Here is a 25,695-nt window from a genome sequence, read left to right as displayed (position 1 = left end):
CACCATGAAAATCCGCATGACGCCAATCGCCCTTGCCCTGCTCGCCTGCGCCAGCAGCGCCGGGGCCGGTGAAAACCTCGGCGACCTGTTCAGGGACGGCAAGCCGATCCTCGACCTGCGCTACCGCTACGAACACGTCGACCAGGACAACGCCCTGAACAATGCCAACGCCCAGACCATCCGCACCCGCGTCGGCTTCCAGAGCGGCAAGTGGTACGGCCTCTCCGGCCTCATCGAAGCCGACAACGTCAGCCGCATCGGCGATGCCAGCTACAACAGCACGCGCAACGGCCAGGGCGACTACTCGGTGGTCGCCGACCCCGATGGCAGCGAGTTCAACCAGGCCCTGCTGCGCTACGATTTCGCCCTCGGCAATGCCGTGGCTGGCCGCCAGCGCATCAACCTGGACAACCAGCGCTTCGTCGGCGGCGTCGCCTGGCGCCAGAACGAGCAGACCTATGACGGCGTGCTCGGCCAGCTCAAGCCCATCGATGGCCTGACCCTGACCTATGCCTACATCGACAACATCAACACCGTCTTCGGCCCCGACGACAACCGCTTCGACAACCGCACCAACCCGGCCAACATCGACGGCCACAGCCATCTGCTCAATGCCCAGTACCTGTTCTCGCCGGCTCTGACCGTCACCGCCTACAGCTACCTGCTGGGCCTGGACAACCTCGCCAACGCCCCCGCCGCGCCCTTCGGCAGCCTCTCCAGCAAAACCACCGGTCTGCGTTTCACCGGTGCCTTGTCCGGCCTCAGCTATGCCCTCGAATACGCCCGCCAGACCGACTATGCCGATAACCCGCTGGAGCTGAGCAGCGAGTACTACCTGGCAGAGCTGGGCTACAGCCTTTCCAGCGTCGCGCTGAAGGCCGGTTACGAAGTGCTCGGCGGCGATGAAGGGCCGGGCAACCGCGCCTTCCAGACCCCATTGGCGACCAAACACGCCTTCCAGGGCTGGGCTGACATTTTCCTCACAACCCCAGCCGACGGCATCAAGGACAGCTACCTCAGCGCCAGCATGCCGCTACTCGGCGGTACCGTCACGGGCATGTACCACGACTACCGCGCCGAACTGGGCAGCAGCCACTATGGCGACGAAATCAATATTTCCTACGCCCGCCCGATCCCGCTGCTCAAAGGCCTCACCGCCCTGGCCAAGTACGCTCGTTACGACGCCGACAACGCCAATGTCGATACCGACAAGTTGTGGCTGCAAGCGCAGTACAGCTACTGATAGTCCCGTGCCGCCAGCACCTGACGGTTGGCTGGTGGCCGCCTCAACCTTATGGAGAACGCCCCATGTGGCGCAGTCTATTCTCGAGCCTGTTGCTGTTTGGCATGAGCCTGTACTGGACACCCGTCTGGGCGCAGATCAGCACCACCGAGGCGGTCAATCTATCGGGCATGCAGCGCATGCTCAGCCAGCGCATCGCCAAGAGCTACCTGATGATCGGCAGCGAGGTTCGGGCGGAACAGGCCAACCAGCAGCTCGACCAGAGCCTGGCGCGTTTCGAGAGCAACCTCCTCGCCCTGGATGACTATGCCTCCAGCCCGCCCATCGAGCAGCAACTGCAACGGGTCACCCTGCTCTGGCAGGAATACCGCAGCCTGGTTCTGCAGCGCCCCGAACGCGAATCCGCGGTGCGGGTACTGAGCCTCAGCGACCAACTGCTCGCCGAGTGCGAGACCCTGGTGGCACAGATCGAACGATCCGGCGCCGGGCGCACCGCGCAACTGGTCAACCGTAGCGGCCGCCAGCGCATGCTCAGCCAGCGCATCGCCAAGCTGTATCTGGCGCTGAGCTGGAAGCTGCCGCAGCAAGAACTGCAGACCCAGTTCGGCCAGGCAGTGAGCGAATTCAGTCAAGCACTCGACGAGTTGCAGGCGGCACCGGAAAACAACGCCGCGATCGACGCAGCCCTGACCAAGGCCAGCGCACAGTGGGCATTCTCGCAAAGCGGCTTTCGCCTGTCCGAGGATGGCCGCTATGTCCCGACACTGATCAGCATCACCTGCGAGACGCTGCTCGAACAAATGGAGGGACTCACCCGGGCCTACACCGAGCTGCTCCTTTAGAGGTAGTGCCGAGGAGGAATGGGCACACCTGCGGCGCGCACCTAAGATGGCGCCACGGAGGTGAACCATGCTGACCGATTTCACGACCCTCGAAACTCTGCGCCAGCACCACCTGTTCGACAAACTGCCCGAATCGGCATTTATCGAAGTAGGCAATCTGGCGAACTTGCGTCGCCTGGACAGCAGTGACATTCTCTTCCACCAGGGTGATACGGCCGATCGCTTCTACCTGCTCCTGGAAGGCCAGATAATCCTGACCCGCGTGCTGCCGGAAGGTAACGAGAAACTGGTCGAGATCATCCAGCCTGGACAGGTTTTTGCCGACTCCCTGCTGTTCTGCGGCACTCGCCACTATCCGGCTACCGCCAGCGCACTGAAAAGCAGTTGCCTGGTGAGCATCGACAACGCCCACTATCGCCGCCTGCTCGAAGAGCAACCGAGCATCTGCCTGGAACTGCTGGCCAGCTTCAGCATCCGCCTGCATCAGCGGCTCACCGAAATCGACACCCTGGCCGTGGCCAATGCCAGCCGCCGGGTGGTGCGCTTCCTCTGCCAGGAACAGGCGGGCAGCAATGGACAGATCAGGCTCAGTGTGCCGAAACGCCTGATCGCCTCGCAGCTGGGGATCCAGCCGGAAACCTTCTCGCGCATCCTCCATCGACTGATCGATGCCGGACTGATCGCCATGGAGCGGCGCAACATTCGCGTGATCAATACGCTCAGACTGGCCAACTACTGCGAATGAGCGCGGGTAAAAACCCTCGCCCAGCGCTAGCAATGCTGTTCGTTCGAATCGAGTGAGCGGGCCCACCCCAGGGGTGAACTTTGCGCTGCATCCGCCGCGGGCCACGCCCCCTTATCAAACAACCTGTAAGTCATTGATTTTGTGGCTATGACGTTCTTTGTGGGAGGGGCCGGGCGGCGTTCAACCCTGCAAACGGAAACGTCCGGTCAGCGTTTGCAGCCCGTCCATGCTGCGGGTGATGGCCTGGCTGGTCGACTCGGTATCGCGGGTGGAAACGGCCGCCTGGTCGGCGACACCGGCAATATGGGTCAACGAGCGGTGCATATCGTCAGCGACCTGACACTGCTCCTCGGCTGCCGTGGCGATCTGGTTGGTCATGCCGCGGATGGTCTGCACCGCGCCGACGATATTTTCCAGAGCGCCCTGGGCGGCTTCGATCTGCTGCAAGGTGGCATCGCTGCCCCGCCGCGACTCGTCCATGGCCCGGCCGGCGCGCCCGGTTTGCTGCTGCAGGCGCTCGATCAGGCTACTGATCTCACCAGCGGAACTCTGGGTGCGCGCGGCCAGACTGCGCACTTCGTCGGCGACCACGGCAAAGCCCCGGCCCTGCTCACCGGCCCTGGCGGCCTCGATGGCGGCATTCAGCGCGAGCAGGTTGGTCTGATCGGCAATGGCGCTGATAACCTCCAGCACCCGGCCAATTTCCTGGCTGTCGGCGGCCAACTGCAACATCAGCTCGCTCAATCCGTCGACATGCCCGGACAGTTCGCGAATGGCCGCCACGGAACAGCGCATGACTTCGCGGCCGTTACCCGTCTCGCTGTCGGCAGTATCGGCCGCCGTCGCCGCCGCCACGGTGCTGCGCGCGACCTCCTGCGAGGTGGCGAGCATCTCGTGCATGGCAGTGGCCACCTGATCGATCTCGGCCTGCTGACCGACCACATTGCGCGCACTCTCGGCGGCAACAGCGGCCATGTGGCTACAGTGGGCATCGGCCTGATCGGCAGCCAGGCGTACCGCGCGAATCATGTCGCCGACCTGATGCAGCAGTCGATTGTAGGCCGTGGCGATCTGCCCTATTTCATTGTCGGCGTAGCCCACCGCCAGTTGCTGGGAAAAATCGCCCTGACTGACCCGTTCGAGCCTAGCGCGCAGATCATCGAGTTGGCGCATCAACCAGCTCATGCCCGCGACCCGCCCGAGAATCGCCAGCAACAGGATGGCCAGGGTCGAAGCCAGCGCCACCCAAAGCTGCACAGTGGCGCTGCGGTTGGCCTCGGCCGACATCAACAGCACCACTTCGTTGCTCGCTGCGAGCAGCGCTTCCGAGTCGCCGGCAAGCGCTTGCAGCGCGTCGTTGTCGCCCTTGGCGACGGCCAGCACCAGCGTACGGTAACGGCTCCAGGCCTGGTCGACCTGGCGCAGACGCTCCTGGGCGATCGGCAACTCTACCGCACCGACGCCCTGGGCCGGATCGCCCTGCACCAGCAGACGATGGGCGCGCTCGAAGCGTTGCACAGTGGCCTCCAGGCTCGCCAGCGGCATCGCCCCTTGGGCGACCAGCAGGCTCTCCTTGGCCATTTTCTGGCTGAGCATGCGTTGCGCGCCGGCCATGTCCAGTTGTCTGGCATCCTGCTCGGAGCTGAACAGCACCCCGGCGGTCAGTGCCGCGCAGAGGAAGATCAGGCTGTAGGAAAAGAAGAATTGGGCGTTGATGGTGCGCAGGCCAAAGCCGCGCAATAGCCGCTGAGTTGCGTGCGCTAGCGTGTCAGACATGTTGAATCCTTTTGGCAGCATGCAATTGAATTAATCAGTATCCGACGCTCGCAACACCGCAGCCATCACACTTTAGGAGGCCCTATGAAAAAGCCTCGGTTTTGCCCTTGGCCGGAATTTCAACCGCCTCACCCAACGCACAGATCAGCTGCCACAGTTTCGGCGGCAGGCCTTCCGGGTCGAGGCTGTCCAACAGGTTCTTGATGCCCAGCCCCAGGTCGGTGTCGCCCTCGATCATCAGGCGGCGGCGGAAAAACAGGGTATCCGGATCCTCCTGACGACTGGCCAGCAGGAGAAATTCGCGCCAGTTGCCGCGAATGCAGACATCCACCGGCGCCTCGGCCGCGATACGCAGACCGCCCTTATCACGGGTCAGGCACCAGGCCAGGCTCAAATCGCTGACTTCCAAACGCAGCCAGCGGCCTTGCAGCAGGTCGAATTCGCCCGCTGCCAGCGGCTCGGCGAACAGTCGCGCAATGACCTTCTCCAGCACCAGCCGCTGCAGCGGGAATGGCACATGGCGTCCCAGCGGCAGGAGTGGCGGGCCGACACGCATGGCCAGACGGGCAAAGGCCTTCATAGCATCACCTCATCGGCGCGCAGCATGCCGGGGCGGCCGTGCCAGTAGCCGTTGCAGCCTTCCACCGCCAAGGGCGGCAGCGCGCCGCAGCGTACCGCATCGAAAGCCGCCACGACCCCGGCCATACCTTCGGCCCGCGGGCTCAGGCGCAGCAGATCGGCGCCGGCCGTGGCCAGTTGCGCATAGTCGGCCAGCAGGTTGTTGACCTTGGCCGACATGGTCTGGATGCCGTTGAGGGTGAACAACGCCTCGCCCTCCTGACTGTGCAGGACGATCCCTTCCGGGAAGTTCTCGCAACAGATCTGGCAGTCGTCCTTGGGCCGGTTTTCCGCACGGGCGGTGAAGCAGCGTGCCGAATAGGCCAGCGGCAGGTGCCCATAGGCGAACAGTTCCACCTCGGGGCGCGCCAGGCCTAGGCTGTCGAGTTGCTCCAGGGTGTTGCGGATCAACTCGCCGGAGCATTCGACCGGTGGCACCCAGCGTTGCAGGCCGCAGTCGATCAGCTCGGCCAGGGCATGGCCGTTGTACAGATTGAGGGCGGGACCGGCGACGAAAGGCAGCTTGCGCTCGCGCAGCAACTGCACCGCGCCCATGTCGTTGGCCTCCACCAGCAACTCGCCGTTGTCGCACAGGCGCTTCAGGCTGGACAGCTCGGAAGCCGCCTCGACCAGCGCCAGCCCCGAAAGCACCAGTTCGGCGCGGCTGCATTCGCCCAGCTCGCGGGCCAGACCGAGCCAGTCATCCAGGCCGAGAGCGCGACGCTTGGAGCACACCGTCTCGCCGAGGTAGATGACATCGAGCGGCTGTTCGGCCATTTCGGCGTAGAAATCCAGCAGTTTTTCACGATTCCAGTAAAACAGGACGGGTCCCAGACTGAGCTTCATGATGATCTCCTCATTGCCAGGAACGGTGATAGGCGCCCAGTGTGGTCTGGCTGCCCTCGGACAAGCTGTCCAGGGCGCTGCGCCACTGCGGCTGCACACTGAAACTCTGCGGCGCGAGAGCATAGGCATCCAGCGCCGCGCGCCAGACCCGGGTGACCTGCTCGACATAAGCTGGACTGCGCTGCCGGCCCTCGATTTTCACCGCGCTCACCCCCATGGCGGTGAGCTGCGGGATCAAATCGAGGGTGTTCAGGCTGGTCGGTTCCTCCAGGGCATGGAAGCGCTGACCGTTGACCAGGAAGCGGCCTTTGCACAGGGTCGGATAACCGGCCGGTTCGTCCTTGGCGTAGCGGTCGATCAGCACGCCATTGAGGCGTGAGCTGAGCCCGTCGGCATCTTCCTGCCAGCGCACGGCTTTAGCCGGCGAACAGACGCCGCACAGGTTGGGCGACTCGCCGGTCAGGTAGGACGACAGGTGGCAGCGACCCTCGGCCATGATGCACAGGCTGCCGAAGGCGAACACCTCGATCGGCACCGGACTCTTCTCCGCCACCTGGCGCACCTGCGCCAGCGACAACACCCGCGGCAACACCGCGCGGCGGATGCCGTAGCGCTGCTGGTACAGCGCCAAGGCGGCAGCATTGGTCGCCGAGCCCTGCACCGACAGATGCAGATTGAGGCTGGGGTGGCGGCGGCTGGCGTAGGCCAGCACCCCGGGATCGGCGGCGATCAGCGCATCCACTCCCAGCGCCGCGGCCTGGTCGACCGCACGCTGCCAGCGTGCCCAGCCATCGGGCTGGGCATAGGTATTGACCGCGATATAGAGCTGCCGGCCCTGCTGACGGATCAGTTGCAGGCCGCTTTCCAATTGCTTGTCGTCGAGATTCAAGCCAGAAAAATGACGGGCATTGGTGTCATCGCGAAAACCGACATAAACGGCGTCGGCACCCTGTCGAACTGCGGCCTTGAGGGCAGGCAGGCTGCCTGCGGGACAAACCAGTTGCATGAAAACTCCTTCCGGGCGGAATACTGTCGGGCACTTTAGGGGTTGGCTCTGAGCGAGGCCTTGATCGCGGTCAACAAGCCTCGACTCGCCAGGTGGCCATCGTATCTGTCGGCTTGTGGATACCTGCAGGAGCGGCGGGGACGCCCAGTCCCATGGCCGCGATGGGTTTCGCGGTCATCGCCCGCTCCTACGCCAATCAGTGCAGCAGCGCGCTGAACGGCAGGTAGTCGAGCAGATCGCCCTCCTCCAGGGTCTGACCCACCTCGACCAGTGCCAAGCCGTCGGCCCAACAGGCCGAGGTGAGCATGGCCGAACCCTGTTGCGGGTGCAGGCACACGCGCAGATGACCGTCCCCCTGTTCCAGCCGCGCACGCAGGTACTGGCGGCGGCCATTGGCCTTGCGCCAGGCGAAACCGGCCGGCAGACGCAGAGGCTGCGGCAGTACGTCGAGACACCCCTGGGCGCGCAGCAGAAAAGGCCGCGCCACCACCAGGGAGGTGATCAAGGCGGCCGCCGGATTGCCCGGCAGACCCAGCCAGGGCTTGCCACCCACTTCACCGAAGGCCAGCGGCTTGCCCGGCTGGATCGCCAGACGCCACAGGTGCAACTCGCCCAGCTCGCGGATCGCCTGCTTGAGGTGATCCTCCTCGCCGACCGACACCCCGCCGGAGGTGATCAGCAGGTCCCATTCCGAAGCCGCCAGACTCAGGGCATCGCGGCTGGCCGCCAGCTCGTCGGCCATGATTTCGTAATCGTGGACTTCCAGGCCGAGGCTGCTCAGCACACCGGCCAGGCTGTAGCGGTTGGAGTTGTAGATTTGTCCGGGCTGCAGCGTCTCACCCGGCTCGCGCAGCTCATTGCCACTGCTCAACAGCCCTACCCGCAAGCGCCGATAGACCGCCACCCGGTCGATGCCGAAGCTGGCCAGCAAGCCCAGCTCCTGGGGCCGCAGGCGTTGTCCGACGCCCAGTACCTGGGTACCGGCCGCCAACTCTTCGCCGCGACGGCGCACATGCTCGCCACCCGGTACCGGCGGCAGCCACACCTGCCCGCCTTCGAGCCGACACTGTTCCTGCATCACCACGCTGTCGGCGCCGGACGGCAGTGGCGCGCCGGTGAAGATGCGCACGGCATGACCTGCCGGCAAGGCTTGCGCCGCCGCATCGCCGGCAGCGATGCGCCCGGCCAGCGGCAAACAGCCGCCAGCAGCCGGCAGATCGGCCGCGCGCAGGGCATAACCATCCATTGCACTGTTGTCCCAGGCCGGCACCTCGAAGGGAGCGTACAGCGGCTCGGCCAGGACGCGGCCGAGCGCCTGGTTCAGGGTGACTCGCTCCACGGGCGGCGGTGCCGGTGCGCGCGCCAGCAGTTCGGCGATGGCCTCATCGACCGGGCGCAGGTTGTTGCCGTCGCAACCGCAGGCGCTCATGAACGGGCTCCGCAGAGCGCGACTTGCGGCTGGTCGGCCAGGCGCTTGAGGTGGGCGACGAAGTTGCACGGCCCGGTACGGCTGTCCAGTTGCTCGCGCAGAATCTTCTCCCAGGCCGTGCGGCAGGCGTTGGGCGAACCGGGCAGGCAGCAGATCAGCGCACCGTTGCTGATCCCGGCCACTGCACGCGACTGCAGGCTGGAGGTGCCGATCTCGGCCAGCGAGACCTGGCGGAACAGTTCGCCGAAGCCATCGACCAGCTTGTCCAGCAAGGGTGCCACGGCTTGCGGGGTATTGTCCCGCGCAGTGAAACCGGTGCCACCGGTGATCAGGATCACCTGCACCAGCGGGTCGGCGATCCAGGCGCATACCCGCGCGCGAATCTGCCAGATATCGTCGATCACCAGGGCCCGCTCAACCAGTGCGTGACCGGCCGCCTCCAGCCCCTCGATCAGGGTTTGCCCCGAAGTATCGGTGGCCAGACTGCGGGTATCGCTGACGGTCAGGACGGCGATGCGTAATGACTGAAAATCGGCGCTGGACAGATGAGCCATGCTGGAAGCCTCCATAGAATGTCTGGCCGCAGACTGCACCGGTACTTTGGTACAGCCCATTCCTCGTTGGAGGTATACCATCGTCGGCAGAGCATCCTGCCCAGGCCTGGACCCCTCGCCGCCTGGGGCTTTCGAGTCGATTAACGACAGCTGCGACCGAGCGTCGCAGCCTTGCCATGGGCCTGCTAGCCCGCCAGGGAAACGGATTGCGCGCGTGACACGCCATTGTATCGATCGAACAGCCGACACACCGAATGCACCAGTAAACGCCCGGCGGGCGAGATTGCGATGGACGCCTCGTCGAGGCTGATCAGGCCGTCACGCTGCATTTGCTCCAGGGCCGGCCAGGCGTCGGCGAAATATTCACGAAAAACCAGACCGAAACGCGCTTCGATGCGTCGAATATCCAGGCCGAAATCACAGGTCAAGCGCTCGATCACCTCGGCCCGCAAACGGTCGTCGGGCCCGCAGCGCAAACCGCGCCAGCTCGCCAACTGGCCCATATCGAGTTGGGCCTGATAGGCCTGGAGATCGCGACTGTTCTGTACATAGAGGCCGTCGATCTGACTGATGGCGGCGACACCCAGGCCGATGTGATCGCAATCCGCATGCCGGCTGAAGCCCTGGCAATTGCGCTGCAGGCTGGCGTTTTCCTGGGCGATGACCAGGTCGTCATCCGCCAGGGCGAACAGGCCCATGCCAAGATAGCGATAGCCGGCCCGGCCGAGCTGCTCGACACATAGTCGCTGCATGGCCAGTTTATCCTGCTGGTCCGACAAGCTTCTCGCGGCAAACCGCCCCAACGGCCGATAACGCTGCGGCGGCTCCGCATAGTCGAAGACCGTCACCCGGTTCGGCTGCAACTCGATGATGGCCGCCACCTTGCGGGCGAAACTTTCCCGGGTTTGCCAAGAGCGGCCATAGCCGATATCGATATTCACCGCACGGTAGCTAAGCGTGCGAGCGGCATCGATCAGTGAGCGGATGTGCCTCGGGTCCTGCCAGGCCAGCGCCCCTCCAGTGACCGCCGCGATATCGGGAACGCTGATGCTGATGTGATTGAACCCCAGCTCGCGCAGCCGCCCCATGGTCGTCCAATCCGAATGGGGCAACTGGATATCGACGCTGTAATCACCCTCGTCGTAATCGAGAAAACTGAAGCGCTTGCGCAGATGGCTCATCAGCTTATGCAACTGGTCGGCGCTCGGCGTACTGCCGCCAGCCAGATGAAACTGCTTGACGCGCTGCTGCGCGCCTAGATGGCAGCCGATCCTGTCGATCTCTCGCTCCAGGCATTCCAGGTAGGCGATGAAGGCGCCTGGCGAGCAACTCTCGCGCTGCTGACTGAAGACGCGGTTGATCGGCAATTGCAGCGCCAGCGAGAGTGGCCGCTGGGCCTGCCGGCTATTGCGCAAGGCACGCAGCAGATCCAGCGAGCCAATCCCGCGATGAAAGACCGCAGCCTCGGGATAATAGCTGTGACCGGGATAGCCATGGGCATAGCGGTTGAACAACTTGCCGTCCCAACTGATGGATTCCAACATCCGCCGTCCTCCCGTATGACATCGACCAACAGTGTCGGGGTATTGGCGGAAAACCTCATTGACCTGAGTCAACCCAGGAGAAAAGCCGCGCGCCAGGAGGCGGTCACGGCAGGCAAGCGAATTTTCCACGGTCTCTCAGCCCAACGCGTGGCCTGGATGCAATCCGGGGCATTCGCAGGCGCCGGATTTCCCGGATTGCATCCGGACTACGGAACAACAGGCTTGCCGCAGGGGCCATTGGGCGAGCCGGCACCAGGACTCATCACTTCAAGCGCAGACGCCGCGCCAGTTTGTGCAGGTTGCTCGGGTCGAGCTCGAGCAGGCGCGCCGCACTGGCCCAGTTATCGGCACACAACTCCAGGGCTTGCAAGATACTCTGGCGCTGGCAGGCTTCGACTGCCTCGCGCATCGAGCAGGCTGCCGACACCGGCGCGTCTTGCAGCGCCGGCAGCTCGACGGCGCCCGGCCGCCGAACCGAGTTATCGAGGTCGAGCAGATCGGGCTCCAGGGTCAGGATCTGCGTGCGGCTGGCGCCGCGACTGAGCAGCTTGAGGGCCGCCCGACTGATCACATGCTCCAGTTCGCGCACATTGCCCGGCCATGCATAGGCCAGCATGGCGCGCTCCGCCGCGGGCGACAGACGCATACTGCGCAAGCCCAGGCGCGCGCGGTTGAGCTCGAGAAAATACCCGGCCAGCAGCAGCACATCGTTGCCGCGTTCGCGCAACGGCGGGATCGGCACCGGATACACCGACAGGCGGTGGTAGAGGTCGGCACGGAAATGTCCGTCGCGAATACTGTCCGGCAGATGGCGATTGGTCGCGGCAATAATCCGCACATCGACATGCAGCGGCTTGTCCGCGCCCAGGCGCTGGATCTCGCCATTTTGCAGGGTGCGCAACAGCTTGGCCTGCACGCTGAGGGGCAATTCGCCCACCTCGTCGAGCAGCAGGGTGCCGCCATTGGCTGCATCGAAACGCCCGGGGCGATCGCTGGCGGCGCCGGAAAAGGCGCCCTTGACGTGGCCGAACAGCTCGCTTTCGGCCAGCGACTCGGGTAGCGCGGCACAGTTGACCTGGATCAGCGGCTTGTTGCGCCGCCGCGACAAGCGATGCAGGTGGCGAGCGAACAGCTCCTTGCCCACACCGGTTTCACCCAGCAACAGCACCGGCAGTTCCGAGTCGGCCACCACCTCCAACTCACCCAGCAACTGCCGAATCGCCTGGCTATGACCGAGGATCTCGCTCTCCTCGGTGACCAGGGCGGCCGTCTGCACATCGCTACGGGCCAGGCGCAGACTACGATTTTCCTGCTCCAGGCGCGTCACCCGCACCGCCGCCTCGATCATCAGGGCATAGCGCTGCAGATCGCGCCGGGCGCTGCTGTCGAAGGTCCCGGCATGCAGAGCGTCGAGGGTCAACGCGCCCCACAACTGCCCCTCGACGTACAGGCTGACGCCCATGCAGTCGTGCACAGGCAAGGGTTCGCCGACATGCGCGTCGAGCAAACCGTCATACGGGTCCGGCAGGCGACTGTCCGGCTCGAACCAGGTCGGCTCACGGGCGGCCATGATCGCCGCCAGACGCGGGTGTTCGGCGATCACGAAACGCCGGCCGAGCGCTTCATGTACCAAGCCCACGGCCGCCAGCGGACGCAGGCTGTCGCCATCCAGACGCAATAACCCCACCGCGCCACAACTGAAGTGCTCGCGCAGGGTATGCACCAGACGCTGCAAGCGCACGGCATTAGGCAGTTCGGTGATGAGATCGGCGAGCAGACTGGCTTCCAGCATGGTATTTATTACCCTGATTGGTCGACAGAACCCTAACAGATCAGGGTTCAATCAACCACATAGAATATAAATTCATTGATATTCAAGTAGCTCAACTTGGCATGAGTGCTGCTACTGACCCGTACAGTCCACATCAATGCACAAGGTAATCGCCATGAATTCGACCTTCCTCGACCAATCGCTTGGCAGCCTGGCCTGCGACATTCCCGGTGCCACACGGGTGTTCCATGCCTTCAACCTCGATTTCTGTTGTGGCGGCCACAAGAGCCTGCGCGAGGCCGCGACCCTGCGCGGAATCGAGCCCGAAGAGGTCGCCGCCGAACTGGACAGCCTGCAGGCCCAAGGCGGTACCCACCTGGACTGGCGCACCGAGCCCAGCGCGCGCTTGATCGAGCATATTCTCAAGCGCTATCACGCCCGTCATCGCGAGCAACTGCCGGAACTGATCCGCCTGGCCTGCCGGGTGGAGCAGGTTCACGGCAACCGCGCCGATTGCCCGAACGGTCTGGCCGACCTGCTGCGGGACATGCTCCAGGAGCTGGAGAGCCACATGCTCAAGGAGGAGCAGATCCTCTTCCCCATGCTCCTCAGCGGTTACGCCAGACAGGCCAGCGCGCCTATCTCGGTGATGCGTTTCGAACACGACCACCACGGCCTGGCCCTGGAGCAGATGGAAGCCCTGACCCACGGCATCACACCACCGGAAGACGCCTGCAATACCTGGCGCGCGCTGTACCGCGGGCTGAACGAACTGCACGACGACCTGATGCAGCACATCCACCTGGAAAACAACGTGCTGTTCGTCGCCGACCAGGCTTAACCCCCCGCCTGACTGCCCAATCGCCGGCATGCCGGCGATACCCGCCAATGTCCTGTCGCGTCACAAATCAACCTGCGGTTAAACGGCCTCTCGTAGAGTGGGTCGGGCCGCGCAGGTTAGGCGCATGCTGCCGATTGTGATGATCCAGCAAGATCCGTTGCGCCGTAACCCACCACCGGCGCAACGCGGGAGATCGCCTGGTGGGTTACGCGGCGCGCCACGCTGGCGGTGCCTGATCGCTCAGCGCTTGGCGCCGCCAACCCAGCCTGTCACGACAGGGTTCAAATGTCGCAAACCTGTAGTCGCGACACCCCTGAAATGGCGCAACACCGTAGTGTCGCGTCACAGGTCATTTGTCGTGGATGCCGTTAGCCATCGAGTTGTAGGAGCCGGCCATGCCGGCGATTCGCACGCATGGCGTGCTCCTACAGCGCGACATCACCAGCTCAGATAGAACATGCCCTTGGCCAGCAGCACGATGCCGACCATATGACAGAACAGGCTGAGATGGATGATGCGCAGATAACGCCCAGTCATGCGCTTGCTGCTGAACAGCCACATGGCGCTGAAAAAATGCCCGAGCACACTGGCGGCGAGCATCACCTTCAACGTCAGCAGGGTGTTGAACGGCGACGCCAGCGGCGCGGCCAGCGCGGGCAGATAGCGTAGCCAGAGCATGCCGATGCCGGCGCCGAACAGCACCAGCAACACCCAGGGCATCAACTGCCGGGCACGCCGACCGATTCCCCGCTCGATCAGACCCATCGCCTCGGCCGGCACGTGCTTGCGCACGCTCTCCAGGATCAGCACTTCGAAGAACACCGTGCCGATGAACATCAGCGCGGCGAACAGGTGAAGGATCAGCAAGACCGGATAAATCATGGATTACTCGACTGACAAGGCGGATGGCAAGGCCTGAGGAAAATGCGTATTCATCCCGGATGTCCGTCCACGCGAGCGCGGCACAGCATCGGCCCATAGCGCCAGGCGAACAGAATAAAAGCCAGGCTCCAGCATGCGGCGGCCAACCACAGCCCCCAGAACGGCCAGACTTCGATCAAGCCTACACGGGACAGACCACCCAATTGCACCAGGATAAAAGCCAGGGTCATCCCGGCTGGCGGCGTCAGCGGGCGACCGGTATGGCCCAGACTGACGCGGGCGATCATGGCCAGGATCAAACCACCCATGGAACCTACAGTCAGGGCATGCAGCGGCTGGCTAGGGTTGCTCAGCAGCCCCAGATGCCACAACGCCATGCCCAGACAGGCCACGCCCAACCACGCATAAGCCAGGTGCAGCGACCAGAGCAGGGGCACCCGCCACACGCCCGGGTCATACCAGCGCGCCAGGCGCAGCAGATGGCCTACCGCCAGGAGCGCGAACAGCAGCCCGATCCAGGCCCTGGCCTGCAGGGCGATGCCAGCGGCATACAGAATGGCGACCAATGCCGAGCCAAGCAGCAACAGCAGGTCGAGCCAGGGCCAGGGTTTCACGCCCTCCACTTTGCCCAGGCCGCGCTGGGTGAAGAAAGGAATCACCCGCCCGCCGATCAGCCCCATCATCGCCGCCACCAGCCAGACCCCGGCCAGCACACCCTGGCGCTGCAGCACCTCGTCGGCACTGGCCAGCCCCGCCACGCAGACGGCATCCACTGCCGCCAGCAGCAGCAAGACGGCGACGATGGGGTAATTGCGCTTCTGCCTGACCTGCCACAGCGAGCGCGCCATCACCGCCGCCACCGCCAACGGGAACGCCAGCTCCAGCACAGCCAGCAGCGGCAACGGCAGATCGGCCAACCAGGCCACCCGCGCCGCCAGCCAGAGCAGCGCCAGCATCGTCAGCGGACGTCCGTGCAGTCCTGGCTGACCGGTCCAGGTCTGCACCGCAGACAAGAGGAAACCGGCGATGATCGCCAGGGCGAAACCGAACAGCAACTCATGTCGGTGCCAGGCCAGCCAGCCCCCGGCCGGCTGCCACTCGCCCATCCAGCCACTCAATGCCGCCAGCCACAATGGCACGACCAACAGCGCGAACAGACAGCCACCCAGAAAGAAGGGCCGGAAGCCCAGACGCCACAACGGGGTAATAGCCAATGCCTTGCGGCGGTCAAGCACTTGCATGATGCATCTCCTTCAGATTACCGAACGGATCCGGTCCCTCACTTAACCAACACCCAGGAAATCAGCCCCACCAACAGCAGACCAAGCACAGACCAGCGCTTACTCGATCGCGAACCGGCAGCAGTAACCGCAGCCCGTCGCCCACAGAGGGCAAGGTGTGCCGCAAAGTGTTCCGAACCTTGCTCAAGATTGCCACTCACGACCTCAAACATACGAATCGCTCCTTACTGCGCCGAATCACCGCATCGATTGCTCGCAAGCGACCAGCCTGACCCGACTCAACGCCATAAGCGCGCCGGTTAGAACCGCTCGCCTTCCGGCAAACGCCTCGTCAGGAGCACCGATCGGTCAACCGTCGGACCTGCCATTTAGCACGTCGACGCGGTTATCTGCGAGCTGTTTGATCACCCGACCGACCTGCACAGCGCTAATGCCGAGCACTGCTGCAGGGCAAACGCCTGCTGAACGAGGTCATGGCCTGCTGCGGCTGAGTGATTCCCCTGACGATTATCGATACAAAAATCGCGCCAACATTTAAATCAATGTAGATCAAGGCCTTAAGGTTAATACGGTCCATATAACCTCGATAAAGAAGGTATTTTCGACCCTATCAAGTCCGAATAACTACATTACCGGCAGGCACGGACGCGCAATGACAGCGTCAGGCATATCACGCAGGAAGGGAGGGGGTAAGACAGAAACTGCGCCAGGCCATGCTGCCGCCGGACCGCGCCATGCCAACGCGGTCCGCCGGCAGGTTGCGCAATCAGAGGTTGTGAAAAAACCGAAGGCCGTCGCGAGGGCTCCGTCGCGCGAGCGAAACTAGGCGCGTTACGTGAAAACGAGGGAGTTTGGCGAGCCAAATGACCGAAGTTTTTGTGTAGCGCAACGCAGTTGCAGCCGCCCGACGGTGGTCGCAGTAGGCAAGCGATTTTTTCACAGCCTCTCAGGGCAGCAGCAGCGCCACCCGCCCGCGATTCGGGCAGGTTTCCATGTAGCGGTGAGCAGCGATGAAATCATCGAAGGCGAACACCTTGTCGATCACCGGCGTGAGCAAGTGCTCCGCAGTCAACCGATTGATGTGCTGCAAGGCTCGCCGTACCGCGTCCTGGTTGGGCTCGATGCCCAGCTCCGGGTGGCCGGTGAAGTCGAGCACGCAGTGACGGAAAAACTGCATGTGCTTCTTGAACGCGGCGCACGCCGGAAAAGCCGTGTCGTTGCCCCCGTTGACGCCACACATGATCAACTTGCCGCGTTGCGCGGCGACATCGCCGAGTAGCTTCATCTGCTGCCCGGCGCACTGGTCGAGGATCACCTCGACTCCCTTGCCCTCGGTATAGCGCTCGATTTCCAGGACCAGATCCTGCTCTTCGGTGACCACCACCTTGTCGGCGCCCAGTTCGCGCAGGAACTCGCGGTTACCCGCTGCGCTGGTCGAGGCGATGACCGTGGCGCCCAGCGCCTTGGCCAGTTGCACGGTCTGCGGCGCCAGGCAATGGCTGGCCTCGGTGATCAGTACATGCTGGCCGGGCTGCAGATTGGACAGATCGACCAGGGCGAAATAAGCGAACAACAAGGCGGTGTAATGCACGCTGGCCTGCAGCGGTGACAACACCTGTGGGTAACGGGTCAGGGCATACCGCGGCATCAGCACCAGATCGCCCCAGGTCGGGTAACGATTGGCGGTGCCGGCCGGGAAACTGGCGACCGGCGTACCGATCTCTAGGTCGTCGACGCCCTCACCCAGGGCTTCGATGGTGCCGGCCATCTCGCTGCCCATGCCGGCAGGCAATCGGGCTTGTTCGGCCGCCAGGTTCTGCCGCCACAGCACGTCGTTCCAGCTCAGCCCTACGGCCTGGACACGCACCAGCACCTCGCCAGGACCGGGTGTCGGGGTCGGCAACTCTTCGTACTGCAGTACCTCGGCGTCGCCGAATTTATGCAAACGGATCATGTGGGACATCGTTACCTCAACCTCTGATCACGAATTGACACTTCAATGATTGTGGACTCTATCCGCTGAGGTCCGGCAACACCACCCGCAGCCATTGATAGTGGTCATGCCCGGCAGTGATTGCCGGCTTTCCTTATCGGCATTGCAGCTCGTACTATTGCCCGGCGAAGGCTATCACTGGCAACGTTGATACTGGCAGCGTTGGTAGTGAAAAGTGCAGCATGCCATGCCTGATCGCATCAAGGCCGCTCCATTTCGAATGGTAACTGGATGAACCGCAACGACCTGCGCCGCCTCGATCTCAACCTGTTGATCGTGTTCGAGACGCTGATGCACGAACGCAGCGTGACCCGCGCGGCGGAGAAACTGTTTCTCGGCCAGCCGGCGATCAGTGCCGCCCTCGCCCGCCTGCGCAGCCTGTTCGACGACCCGCTGTTCGTGCGTACCGGCCGCAGCATGGAGCCAACCGCCCGCGCCCAGGAGATTTTCGCCCTGCTCTCACCGGCGCTGGACTCGATCTCCACCGCGGTCAGCCGCGCCGCCGACTTCGATCCGGCGACCAGCACCGCAGTGTTTCGCGTCGGCCTCTCGGATGACGTCGAGTTCGCCCTGCTGCCCGCCCTGCTCCGGCGCCTGCGTGCCGAGGCGCCCGGGGTGGTGCTGGTGGTGCGCCGGGCCAACTACCTGTTGATGCCCAACCTGCTGGCCTCCGGCGAGATTTCGGTGGGCGTCAGCTACACCGAGGAGCTGCCGGCCAACGCCAAGCGCAAGACCCTGCGCCGCAGCAAGCCGAAACTGCTGCGTGCCGACTCGGTGCCGGGCGTCCTGAGTCTCGACGACTATTGCGCCAGGCCGCATGCCCTGGTGTCCTTCGCCGGCGACCTCAACGGCTTTATCGACGACCAGCTGTTGAAGATGGGCCGCAGCCGCAAAGTGGTGCTGGCGGTACCGCAGTTCAACGGCCTGGGTACCTTGCTGGCCGGCACCGACCTGCTCTCGGTGGTGCCGGACTACACCGCCGCCGCCTTGACCGCCGCCGGCGGCTTGCGCGCCGAAGACTTGCCCCTAGAGACCAACAGCTTCGAGATGTCCATGGCCTGGCGCGGCGCCCAGGACAACGACCCCGCCGAGCGCTGGCTGCGCTCGCGGATCCAGATGTTCTGCGGTGACCCGGACAGCCTCGGCTGAAGCGGCGCTCTGGCCTTGATCGATCGCCCGCATTCGCGTCCAAGCTGCCAACTACCAGCATGCGTGGTCGCGCATGGCAGGCTCTTACCCTTATGCATTAAAGTGTCGGCCTGCCATGAGTCTCCCGACGCGCCAATCCCGCCAGGAATAAGTCAACGATGGAACACCGTGAAGCGCTAGTCGCGCTGCGAAACTTTCTTGCTACCCAGATCCTCGGCCAGGAGAAGCTCATCGAACGGCTGCTGATCGCCTTGCTCGCCGATGGTCACATGCTGGTCGAGGGCGCGCCAGGGCTGGCCAAGACCAAGGCGATCAAGGAACTGGCCGAAGGTATCGAAGCGGAATTTCATCGCATCCAGTTCACCCCCGACCTGTTGCCCGCCGACATCACCGGCACTGAAATTTATCGTCCGGAAACCGGCAGTTTCGTGTTCCAGCAGGGGCCGATCTTCCACAACCTGGTGCTCGCCGACGAGATCAACCGCGCGCCGGCCAAGATGCAGTCGGCGCTGCTCGAAGCCATGGCCGAGCGCCAGGTCAGCGTGGGCCGCAGCACCTACGAGCTGTCGCCGCTGTTCCTGGTGATGGCCACGCAGAACCCGATCGAGCAGGAAGGCACCTACCCGCTGCCCGAGGCCCAGCTCGACCGCTTCCTGATGCACGTGAAGATCGGCTTCCCGGACGCCGGCGTCGAACGCAAGATCCTCGCCCAGGCTCGCGGCGAGGCGCTGCATGGCGAAACCAAACCCGAGCACCGGGTCAGCCAGCAGGCGATCTTCGCCGCGCGCAAGGAAATCCTCGGCCTGTACATGGCCGATGCCGTGGAGGAATACCTGGTGCAACTGGTGATGGCCTCGCGCACGCCGGCCAAGTTCGACCCGGAACTGGCCGAATGGATTGCCTATGGCGCCAGCCCGCGCGGCTCGATTGCCCTGGATCGCTGCGCACGCGCGCACGCTTGGCTGGCCGGGCGCGAATTCGTCAGCCCGGAAGACATCCAGGCGGTGCTGTTCGACGTACTGCGCCACCGCATCATCCTGTCGTTCGAGGCCGAAGCGGCCGGCATCGACCAGGATCGCGTAGTCCAGCGCATTCTCGATGTGGTGGCGGTGGCCTGATGTCCAGCGCCCACATAGCCCGGATGCAATCCGGGGAGCAGCGCACAACATCCCCGGATCGTCTCCGGGCGCCCCGCTGACCCGCCATGCACAACCTGCCCAGCCAACCCGGCGTCCGGGTCAATCTCGCCGAACTGATCGAGATGCGCCACCGCGTGCGCGAAGTGCAGCTGTTCTCCACCCCGGCGCAACGCAGCCCGCTGATCGGCCTGCACCACTCCAAGCTGCGCGGACGCGGCGTGGATTTCGATCAGGTACGGGTGTATCAGGCGGGCGACGACGTGCGCACCATCGACTGGCGGGTCACCGCTCGCACCCAGGAGCCGCACACCAAGCTGTTCCATGAAGAGCGCGAGCGACCGATCTACCTCCTCGTAGAACAGAGCCCGCGCCTGTTCTTCGGCTCCGGGCTGATGTTCAAATCGGTGCTCGCCGCCCAGGCCGCCAGCCTCATCGGCTGGGCTGCACTGGGTCATAACGACCGCATCGGCGGCCTGGTGTTCGGCGATCAGGAGCAACATGAAATCAAACCGCGGCGCAGCAAACAGAGCCTGCTGCAGCTGCTCAGTCGCCTGGCCCGCGCCAACCAGGCGCTGTCCAGCGACAGCCAGGCCAGCCGCGACAGTTTCGGCCTGGCCCTGCGCCGCGCCCGCGAAGTGCTGCGCCCCGGCAGCCTGGCGGTGATCATCTGCGACGAACGCACCCTCGGCGACAGCAGCGAACAGCAACTGAACCTGCTGGCGCGGCACACCGACCTGCTATTACTGCCGATCTGCGACCCGCTCGACCATGCCCTGCCGGCCGCCGGCTTGCTGCGCTTTGCCGAACGCGGCGCGCAACTGGAACTCGACACCCATGACGCCAGCCTGCGCCAGGCCTACCGCGCCCTGGGCGAAGCGCGCCAGGCGCGCTGGCAACGCCTGGCGCAGAAGCTCGGCGTGCCCTTGCTGGCGCTGAGTACCCAGCGTGAGATGATCGAACAACTGCGCGACCACCTCAACGCACAACGCCCCGGTAAACGGCTATGAACCCGCTGGACCAACTCGAGCCCCTGATCGCCCCGGCACCGATCGACTGGTGGCCGCCCGCGCCCGGCTGGTGGCTGCTGGCCTTGCTCGTGCCGCTGCTGCTCTGGGGCCTGACGCGCCTGCTGCGACGTCTGCAGCGCGGGCGCAAGGCGAGCGTCAGCGACAACGCCCTCGATCCGTTGCGGCTGGCCGCCCTGGCGGAACTCGAACAACTGGCCAAACCCTACGGCGGCGCGCCCGCCGGCCCCTGGCTGCAGCAACTCAACGGCCTGCTCAAGCGCCTGTGCCGCCAGCACTATCCGCAAAGCCACAGCCACACCCTGAGCAGTCGCGGCTGGCTGGCGTTCCTCGACAGCCGTTGCCCGGCGGCCGGGCTGACCCGCTGGATGATTCTGGTCGAAGGCGCCTATCGACCGCACTGCACGCTCGACGACAAGGCCATCGACGGGCTCAACCAGGCGGTCGCCATCTGGATTCGCAAGCATGTTTGAGTTCGCCTGGCCCTGGATCATCCTGCTCGCACCGCTGCCCTGGTTGCTGCGCCTGCTGCTGCCGGCGGCGGACAGCGGCGAAGCGGCGCTGAAGGTCAGCTTCCTCGGCGAGCTGGAGGGTCTGGCCGGACGCCGCGCGCGAGCCAACCTGCCGGCCTGGCGCCAGCAGGCACCTTTCGCCCTGCTCTGGTTGCTGCTGCTTACGGCTGCCGCCCGCCCGGAATGGGTCGGCGAACCACTGCCGATTCCCGCCAGCGGCCGTGACCTGCTGCTCGCGGTGGATGTGTCCGGCTCCATGGCCTACGCCGACATGCGCTGGCAAGACGAGGAAGTCGACCGCCTGACCCTGGTCAAACACCTGCTCGGCGACTTCATCGAAGGCCGTCAGGGCGACCGCGTCGGCCTGATCCTGTTCGGCAGCCAGGCCTACCTGCAGGCTCCCCTGACCTTCGACCGACGCACCGTGCGCACCTGGCTGGACGAAGCGGTGATCGGCATCGCCGGCAAGAACACCGCCATCGGCGATGCCATCGGCCTGTCGGTCAAGCGCCTGCGCCAACGCCCGGCGGACAGCCGCGTACTGGTGCTGGTGACCGATGGCGCCAATACTGGTGGTGAGATAGAGCCGATGATCGCGGCACGCCTGGCCGCCGAGGAAGGGATCAAGATCTACCCGATCGGCATTGGCGCGGACCCGCAACAAGGCGGGATCGCCGGCCTGTTCGGCCTCAATCCGGGGCTGGACCTGGACGAGCCGAGCCTGCGCGCAATAGCCGAGGTGACCGGCGGCGAATACTTCCGCGCCCGCGACAGCCAGGAACTGCGCGCCATCGAGCAGCAGCTCGACCGCCTCGAACCGGTGGCGCAGCAGCCGACCCTGGCCCGCCCGGCGCTGGCCTTGTATGCCTGGCCACTGAGCGCCGCGCTGCTGCTCAGCGTGCTGCTGGTGAGCCGCGAACACTGGCCGCACTTGCGCCAGCGCCTGCGTTTATTGACCCAACGACCCTGGCGGAGACAGCCATGATCGAAGACTGGCTAGCGGGTTTGTGGCCCCACTGGTTGCGCCCCTACTGGCTGCTGGCGGTACCGCTGCTGGCAGGCTTGCTCTGGCAACTCTGGCACCGCGAAAAGCGCGCCGGCCGCTGGCAGCTGCTGCTGCCGCCGGCGTTCCATGCCGCGCTGCTCAGTGGCGGCCGGGGTCGCAGCAGCCGCCTGCCCTGGATCGCCCTCGGACTGGCCTGGCTGCTGGCCCTGCTGGCGCTACTCGGCCCCAGCTGGCAACGCCTGGAGCAGAGCAACCTGAAACCCGCCGACCCGCTGGTGGTCCTGCTCGAACTGACCCCGCAGATGCTCGCCAGCGACAGCCCGCCCAACCGCCTGGAGCAGGCCAAACGCAAGCTGCTCGACCTGCTCCAGGCGCGCCGCGATGCGCAGACCGCCATCGTCGTGTTCGCCGGCAGCGCCCACACTCTGGTGCCGCTGTCCGACGACCTGGCCACCAGCCGCAACCTGCTCGAATCGCTCAAACCCTCGATCATGCCCGAACCCGGCCGGCGTGCCGACCTGGCGCTGGGCAAGGCCCTGCAACTGCTTGAGCAGGCTGGACAGGGCCGGGGGCGGATTCTCCTGATCGGCAGCGGCCTGGATCAGCAGGAACGCCTCGGCATCCGCCAGGCGCTCGGCAACCGCGACGTGCTCTTGCACATGCTCGGTATCGGCAGCGCCGAGGGCGCGCCTATCGTTCAGGAAAACGGCGCGTTGCTCAAAGACGCCCAGGGTGCGATCCTCATCCCGCGCCTGGACAGCGCCGATCTGGCCCGCTTCGCCCGGCAGATCGGCGGGCGTTATCGCCAGGCCAGCCTGGATGACCGCGACCTGCACGACCTCGGCCTGTTCGCCGCGCCCGAACAACTGCGCAGCGGCGGCGAACAGACGCACCTGCAGGCCTGGGCCGATCAGGGCCACTGGCTGCTCCTGCCGCTGTTGCTGCTGGCCGCCTGCGCCGGACGCCGCGGCTGGTTGTTCTGCCTGCCGCTGCTGCTCGGCGTGCCGCAGAGCAGCTACGCCTTGAGCTTTGACGACCTCTGGTGGCGCGCCGATCAACAGGGCCAGCGCCTGCTCGAGGCACAGCGCCCGGTCGAAGCCGCCGCCCGCTTCGCCGATCCGCAGTGGCAAGGCCTGGCGCTCTACCAGGCGGGCGATTACCCGGCCGCAGCCGAACGCTTCGCCCGCGGCGACAACGCCGTCGCCCACTACAACCGCGGCAATGCCCTGGCCCGCAGCAATGAACTGGAAGCTGCCCTGGATGCCTACAACCAAGCCCTGGAAATGCAGCCCGACCTGCTCCCGGCGCAGACCAACAAGGCCCTGATCGAACAACTGCTGGAGCAAAGCCAGCACGAACAGAACCAGCAGCAAAACCAGGAGTCAGAAGCGGATAGCACGTCCACCCCGCCGCCGCAGACCGGACCGCCCCAGCCCGATGCCGACAAGCCGCCGCCCGCCTCCGGTCAATCCGCCCCGGGCGATCAGGAACAGGCACCCAGCCAACCCACGCCCGGCGACAGCGACGCGCCGACACCCAGCGAACCGGAGGACGAGCTGCAGGGCGAAGAGCAGATCGCCAGCGCCGCGCCGGCCCTCGACGGCGAGCGGCGCCAGGCCCTGGAGCAATGGCTGCGGCAAATCCCCGATGAGCCGGGTGAATTGCTGCGGCGTAAATTCTGGTACGAACAGCAACAGCGTCAGGAACAGACTCGATGACCCGCCTGCTCTGCACCCTTCTCCTCAGCCTGCTGGCACTCCAGGTCAGCGCGCAAAGCTTCACCGCGAGCATCGATCGCGCGCGCCTGAATGCCAGCGAAACCTTCGAGCTGACCCTCGAGTCCGACGACGCCACCCAATTCGGCAAACCCGACCTCGGCCCACTCGACACCCTGTTCGACGTGCTCGGCAGCCGTCAGGTCAATCGCCTGATCACGCTCAATGGCGAGTCCCGCACCATCACCCGCTGGATTCTCACCCTGCAACCCAAGCAGAGCGGCTACGTGGTGGTTCCGCCGTTGCGTCTGGGCGACCTGCAGACCCTGCCGATCACCCTGCACGTGCAGGAAGCCAGCGGCGACAATGCGGCCGGCAAACTGGCCCCGGTATTCATCGACGCCAGCCTCGATCAGCCCAGCGTCTACGTCCAGGCACAAAGCGTGCTGACCCTGCGCATCTACCACTCCGTCTCGCTGTATGACGACAGCAGCCTGAGCCCGCTGGACATGCCCGAGGCACGTATCGAACAGCTCGGCGAGCCGCGCACCTACGAAAAGGACATCAACGGTATCCGCCACGGCGTGATCGAACTGCGCTACGCGATCTTCCCCCAGCGCAGCGGCGAACTGATCATTCCCGCCCAGGCGTTCAGCGCCACCCTGGTCGACCGCGCCAGCCGCAACGACTTCCAGCCGTTCGGCCCGCGTCCCGGCAAGGTCGCCCGGGTAAAGTCGCCGCAAATCCCCCTGACGGTCAAAGCCAAGCCCGCCGGCTACCCCAGCGATGCACCCTGGCTACCGGCCCGCGCGCTGAGCCTGGCGGAAACCTGGAGCCCGCAACCGGACAGCGGCAAAGTCGGCGACTCGCTGACGCGCAGCCTGCTGCTCAAGGCCGATGGACTGTCCAGTGCGCAACTCGCGCCCTTGCCCGCCACCGAAGTCAATGGGCTGCGGCGCTACCCGGATCAAGCGCAACTGGCCAACCAGGTCAGCGACAGCGGCGTGATCGGCAGTCGTGAGGAGCGCGAAGCCCTGGTGCCCAATCGCAGCGGACAATTCGAACTGCCGGCAATAGAAATCGTCTGGTGGAATACCCACGAAGATCGCCTCGAACGCACCAGCCTGCCTGCCCGCCACCTCACCGTCGCGCCCGCCCCCGACCTGCAAGCAGAGCCGCTAGCCAGCGACACGCCGACCCAGGCCTGGGTGCAGGGCCCGCCGCTGTGGCCCTGGCAGCTGAGCAACGCCATATTGACCGTCACCACCCTGCTCGGCTTCGGCCTCTGGTGGCATGCCCGTCGCCAACCGGCCATCGCCCGCGCCAACCAGACCGGCCCCAGCCCGCGCACCCTGCTCGACGACCTCAAACGCGCCTGCCTGGCCAACGACTCGCAAGCCACCCGCCACGCCCTCGACGCCTGGGCCCGTCAACAGCCGGAAACCCTTGCCGAAATGGCCGCCCGCTTCGTGCCCCTGTCCGACGCCCTGGACGGCCTGAACGGCGCGCTCTACAGCGAAATCGGCCAGCACTGGCAAGGCGAAGATCTCTGGCGAGCCATCGGCAGCCTGCCCAGCAACCAAGCCGGCACCACTACCACCACGCCCCAGGAAGCCAGCCCGCTGCCACCGCTGTACCCGCGCTGAACAGCAGGACCTCAACCACGCGTAATGGCGGACAACACCTGTGCAAAAAAACCAAAACATCGCACCGAGGTCACGGAGATAGCGGACATCGTCCGCCCAACAAATCAAAAGCATCGCGCCGGGGCGGCCCTCCCACAAAAGCAGCAGACACCGCGATCCCCTGTAGGAGGCG

The 25,695-nt window shown here is 65.0% G+C and carries 21 protein-coding genes and 2 pseudogenes; 11 read left to right on the top strand and 12 right to left on the bottom strand.

What is annotated here, in order from left to right; translation table 11 throughout:
* Positions 1–4: 4 nt before the first annotated feature.
* The 3 genes from BM315_RS00245 (at position 5) to BM315_RS00235 (ending at position 2,830) form a co-directional block, all read left to right on the top strand.
* A complete protein-coding gene (locus BM315_RS00245) occupies positions 5–1,243 on the top strand; it encodes an alginate export family protein (RefSeq protein ID WP_090496617.1) in 1,239 nt (412 codons plus the stop codon).
* A gap of 65 nt (positions 1,244–1,308) precedes the next feature.
* Positions 1,309–2,085: a type IV pili methyl-accepting chemotaxis transducer N-terminal domain-containing protein gene (locus BM315_RS00240; RefSeq protein WP_090496615.1), complete on the top strand. Its 777-nt coding sequence runs from the start codon at positions 1,309–1,311 to the stop codon at positions 2,083–2,085.
* A 67-nt stretch (positions 2,086–2,152) separates the two neighbouring features.
* Entirely contained in the window at positions 2,153–2,830 is a 678-nt protein-coding gene (locus BM315_RS00235; protein ID WP_090496613.1) for a Crp/Fnr family transcriptional regulator, read from the top strand.
* A 180-nt stretch (positions 2,831–3,010) separates the two neighbouring features.
* On the opposite strand, the pseudogene BM315_RS25340 reads toward BM315_RS00235, so the two are convergent.
* The 9 genes and pseudogenes from BM315_RS25340 to norR all read right to left on the bottom strand — a co-directional run.
* Positions 3,011–3,604: pseudogene (locus tag BM315_RS25340) on the bottom strand (methyl-accepting chemotaxis protein); the annotation flags it as partial.
* A 273-nt stretch (positions 3,605–3,877) separates the two neighbouring features.
* Positions 3,878–4,606: pseudogene (locus tag BM315_RS25335) on the bottom strand (type IV pili methyl-accepting chemotaxis transducer N-terminal domain-containing protein); the annotation flags it as partial.
* Between the two features lie 82 nt (positions 4,607–4,688).
* Positions 4,689–5,186 carry a ubiquinone anaerobic biosynthesis accessory factor UbiT gene (ubiT, locus tag BM315_RS00225; protein WP_090496609.1) on the bottom strand — a complete coding sequence of 166 codons (498 nt, stop codon included), beginning with the start codon at positions 5,184–5,186 and terminating at the stop codon, positions 4,689–4,691.
* The gene (locus BM315_RS00220; RefSeq protein WP_090496608.1) at positions 5,183–6,070 is read right to left on the bottom strand and encodes a U32 family peptidase; all 888 of its coding nucleotides are present in this window, start codon (positions 6,068–6,070) and stop codon (positions 5,183–5,185) included. Before BM315_RS00220 ends, ubiT begins: the two co-directional genes overlap by 4 nt.
* 10 nt (positions 6,071–6,080) lie before the next feature.
* Positions 6,081–7,076: a ubiquinone anaerobic biosynthesis protein UbiU gene (gene ubiU / locus BM315_RS00215; RefSeq protein ID WP_090496606.1), complete on the bottom strand. Its 996-nt coding sequence runs from the start codon at positions 7,074–7,076 to the stop codon at positions 6,081–6,083.
* Between the two features lie 196 nt (positions 7,077–7,272).
* A complete protein-coding gene (locus tag BM315_RS00210; RefSeq protein ID WP_090496604.1) occupies positions 7,273–8,505 on the bottom strand; it encodes a molybdopterin molybdotransferase MoeA in 1,233 nt (410 codons plus the stop codon).
* Entirely contained in the window at positions 8,502–9,059 is a 558-nt protein-coding gene (moaB, locus tag BM315_RS00205; RefSeq protein WP_090496602.1) for a molybdenum cofactor biosynthesis protein B, read from the bottom strand. Before moaB ends, BM315_RS00210 begins: the two co-directional genes overlap by 4 nt.
* 185 nt (positions 9,060–9,244) lie before the next feature.
* The gene (locus BM315_RS00200) at positions 9,245–10,603 is read right to left on the bottom strand and encodes an oxygen-independent coproporphyrinogen III oxidase (protein WP_090496601.1); all 1,359 of its coding nucleotides are present in this window, start codon (positions 10,601–10,603) and stop codon (positions 9,245–9,247) included.
* 262 nt (positions 10,604–10,865) lie between these two features.
* On the bottom strand, positions 10,866–12,395 hold the full coding sequence (gene norR / locus BM315_RS00195) for a nitric oxide reductase transcriptional regulator NorR (protein ID WP_090496599.1): 1,530 nt from the start codon (positions 12,393–12,395) through the stop codon (positions 10,866–10,868).
* A gap of 154 nt (positions 12,396–12,549) precedes the next feature.
* Here norR and ytfE point away from each other — a divergent pair, with 154 nt between their 5' ends.
* Positions 12,550–13,215, top strand: a complete 666-nt coding sequence (ytfE, locus tag BM315_RS00190) for an iron-sulfur cluster repair protein YtfE (protein ID WP_090496987.1) — start codon at positions 12,550–12,552, stop codon at positions 13,213–13,215.
* 438 nt (positions 13,216–13,653) lie between these two features.
* Here ytfE and BM315_RS00185 read toward each other — a convergent pair whose 3' ends face one another.
* The 3 genes from BM315_RS00185 to BM315_RS00175 all read right to left on the bottom strand — a co-directional run bounded on the left by BM315_RS00185 (position 13,654) and on the right by BM315_RS00175 (position 17,301).
* Complete coding sequence (locus BM315_RS00185; RefSeq protein ID WP_090496597.1) at positions 13,654–14,097, bottom strand: CopD family copper resistance protein; 444 nt, start codon at positions 14,095–14,097, stop codon at positions 13,654–13,656.
* Between the two features lie 50 nt (positions 14,098–14,147).
* Complete coding sequence (locus BM315_RS00180) at positions 14,148–15,338, bottom strand: NnrS family protein (RefSeq protein WP_090496595.1); 1,191 nt, start codon at positions 15,336–15,338, stop codon at positions 14,148–14,150.
* A gap of 946 nt (positions 15,339–16,284) precedes the next feature.
* Entirely contained in the window at positions 16,285–17,301 is a 1,017-nt protein-coding gene (locus BM315_RS00175; protein WP_090496594.1) for a zinc-dependent alcohol dehydrogenase family protein, read from the bottom strand.
* Between the two features lie 261 nt (positions 17,302–17,562).
* On the opposite strand from BM315_RS00175, the gene BM315_RS00170 reads away from it, so the two are divergent.
* The 7 genes from BM315_RS00170 to BM315_RS00140 all read left to right on the top strand — a co-directional run bounded on the left by BM315_RS00170 (position 17,563) and on the right by BM315_RS00140 (position 25,523).
* Positions 17,563–18,480: a LysR family transcriptional regulator gene (locus BM315_RS00170; protein WP_090496592.1), complete on the top strand. Its 918-nt coding sequence runs from the start codon at positions 17,563–17,565 to the stop codon at positions 18,478–18,480.
* Positions 18,481–18,638: 158 nt separating this feature from the next.
* Positions 18,639–19,598 (top strand): AAA family ATPase, encoded by a 960-nt coding sequence (locus BM315_RS00165; RefSeq protein WP_090496590.1) that lies wholly within the window; start codon positions 18,639–18,641, stop codon positions 19,596–19,598.
* A gap of 86 nt (positions 19,599–19,684) precedes the next feature.
* A complete protein-coding gene (locus BM315_RS00160; RefSeq protein ID WP_090496588.1) occupies positions 19,685–20,626 on the top strand; it encodes a DUF58 domain-containing protein in 942 nt (313 codons plus the stop codon).
* Positions 20,623–21,117, top strand: a complete 495-nt coding sequence (locus tag BM315_RS00155; protein WP_090496586.1) for a DUF4381 domain-containing protein — start codon at positions 20,623–20,625, stop codon at positions 21,115–21,117. The genes BM315_RS00160 and BM315_RS00155 overlap by 4 nt, the downstream gene beginning before the upstream one ends.
* Positions 21,110–22,141: a vWA domain-containing protein gene (locus BM315_RS00150; RefSeq protein ID WP_090496584.1), complete on the top strand. Its 1,032-nt coding sequence runs from the start codon at positions 21,110–21,112 to the stop codon at positions 22,139–22,141. Before BM315_RS00155 ends, BM315_RS00150 begins: the two co-directional genes overlap by 8 nt.
* Entirely contained in the window at positions 22,138–23,880 is a 1,743-nt protein-coding gene (locus BM315_RS00145; RefSeq protein WP_090496582.1) for a VWA domain-containing protein, read from the top strand. The genes BM315_RS00150 and BM315_RS00145 overlap by 4 nt, the downstream gene beginning before the upstream one ends.
* Positions 23,877–25,523 carry a BatD family protein gene (locus BM315_RS00140; protein ID WP_090496579.1) on the top strand — a complete coding sequence of 549 codons (1,647 nt, stop codon included), beginning with the start codon at positions 23,877–23,879 and terminating at the stop codon, positions 25,521–25,523. Before BM315_RS00145 ends, BM315_RS00140 begins: the two co-directional genes overlap by 4 nt.
* The last annotated feature ends 172 nt before the right edge of the window (positions 25,524–25,695 follow it).

Source organism: Pseudomonas borbori, from assembly GCF_900115555.1.
GTDB classification, from domain to species: Bacteria; Pseudomonadota; Gammaproteobacteria; order Pseudomonadales; family Pseudomonadaceae; genus Aquipseudomonas; species Aquipseudomonas borbori.
This window is presented reverse-complemented; position numbering and strand designations above follow the sequence as displayed.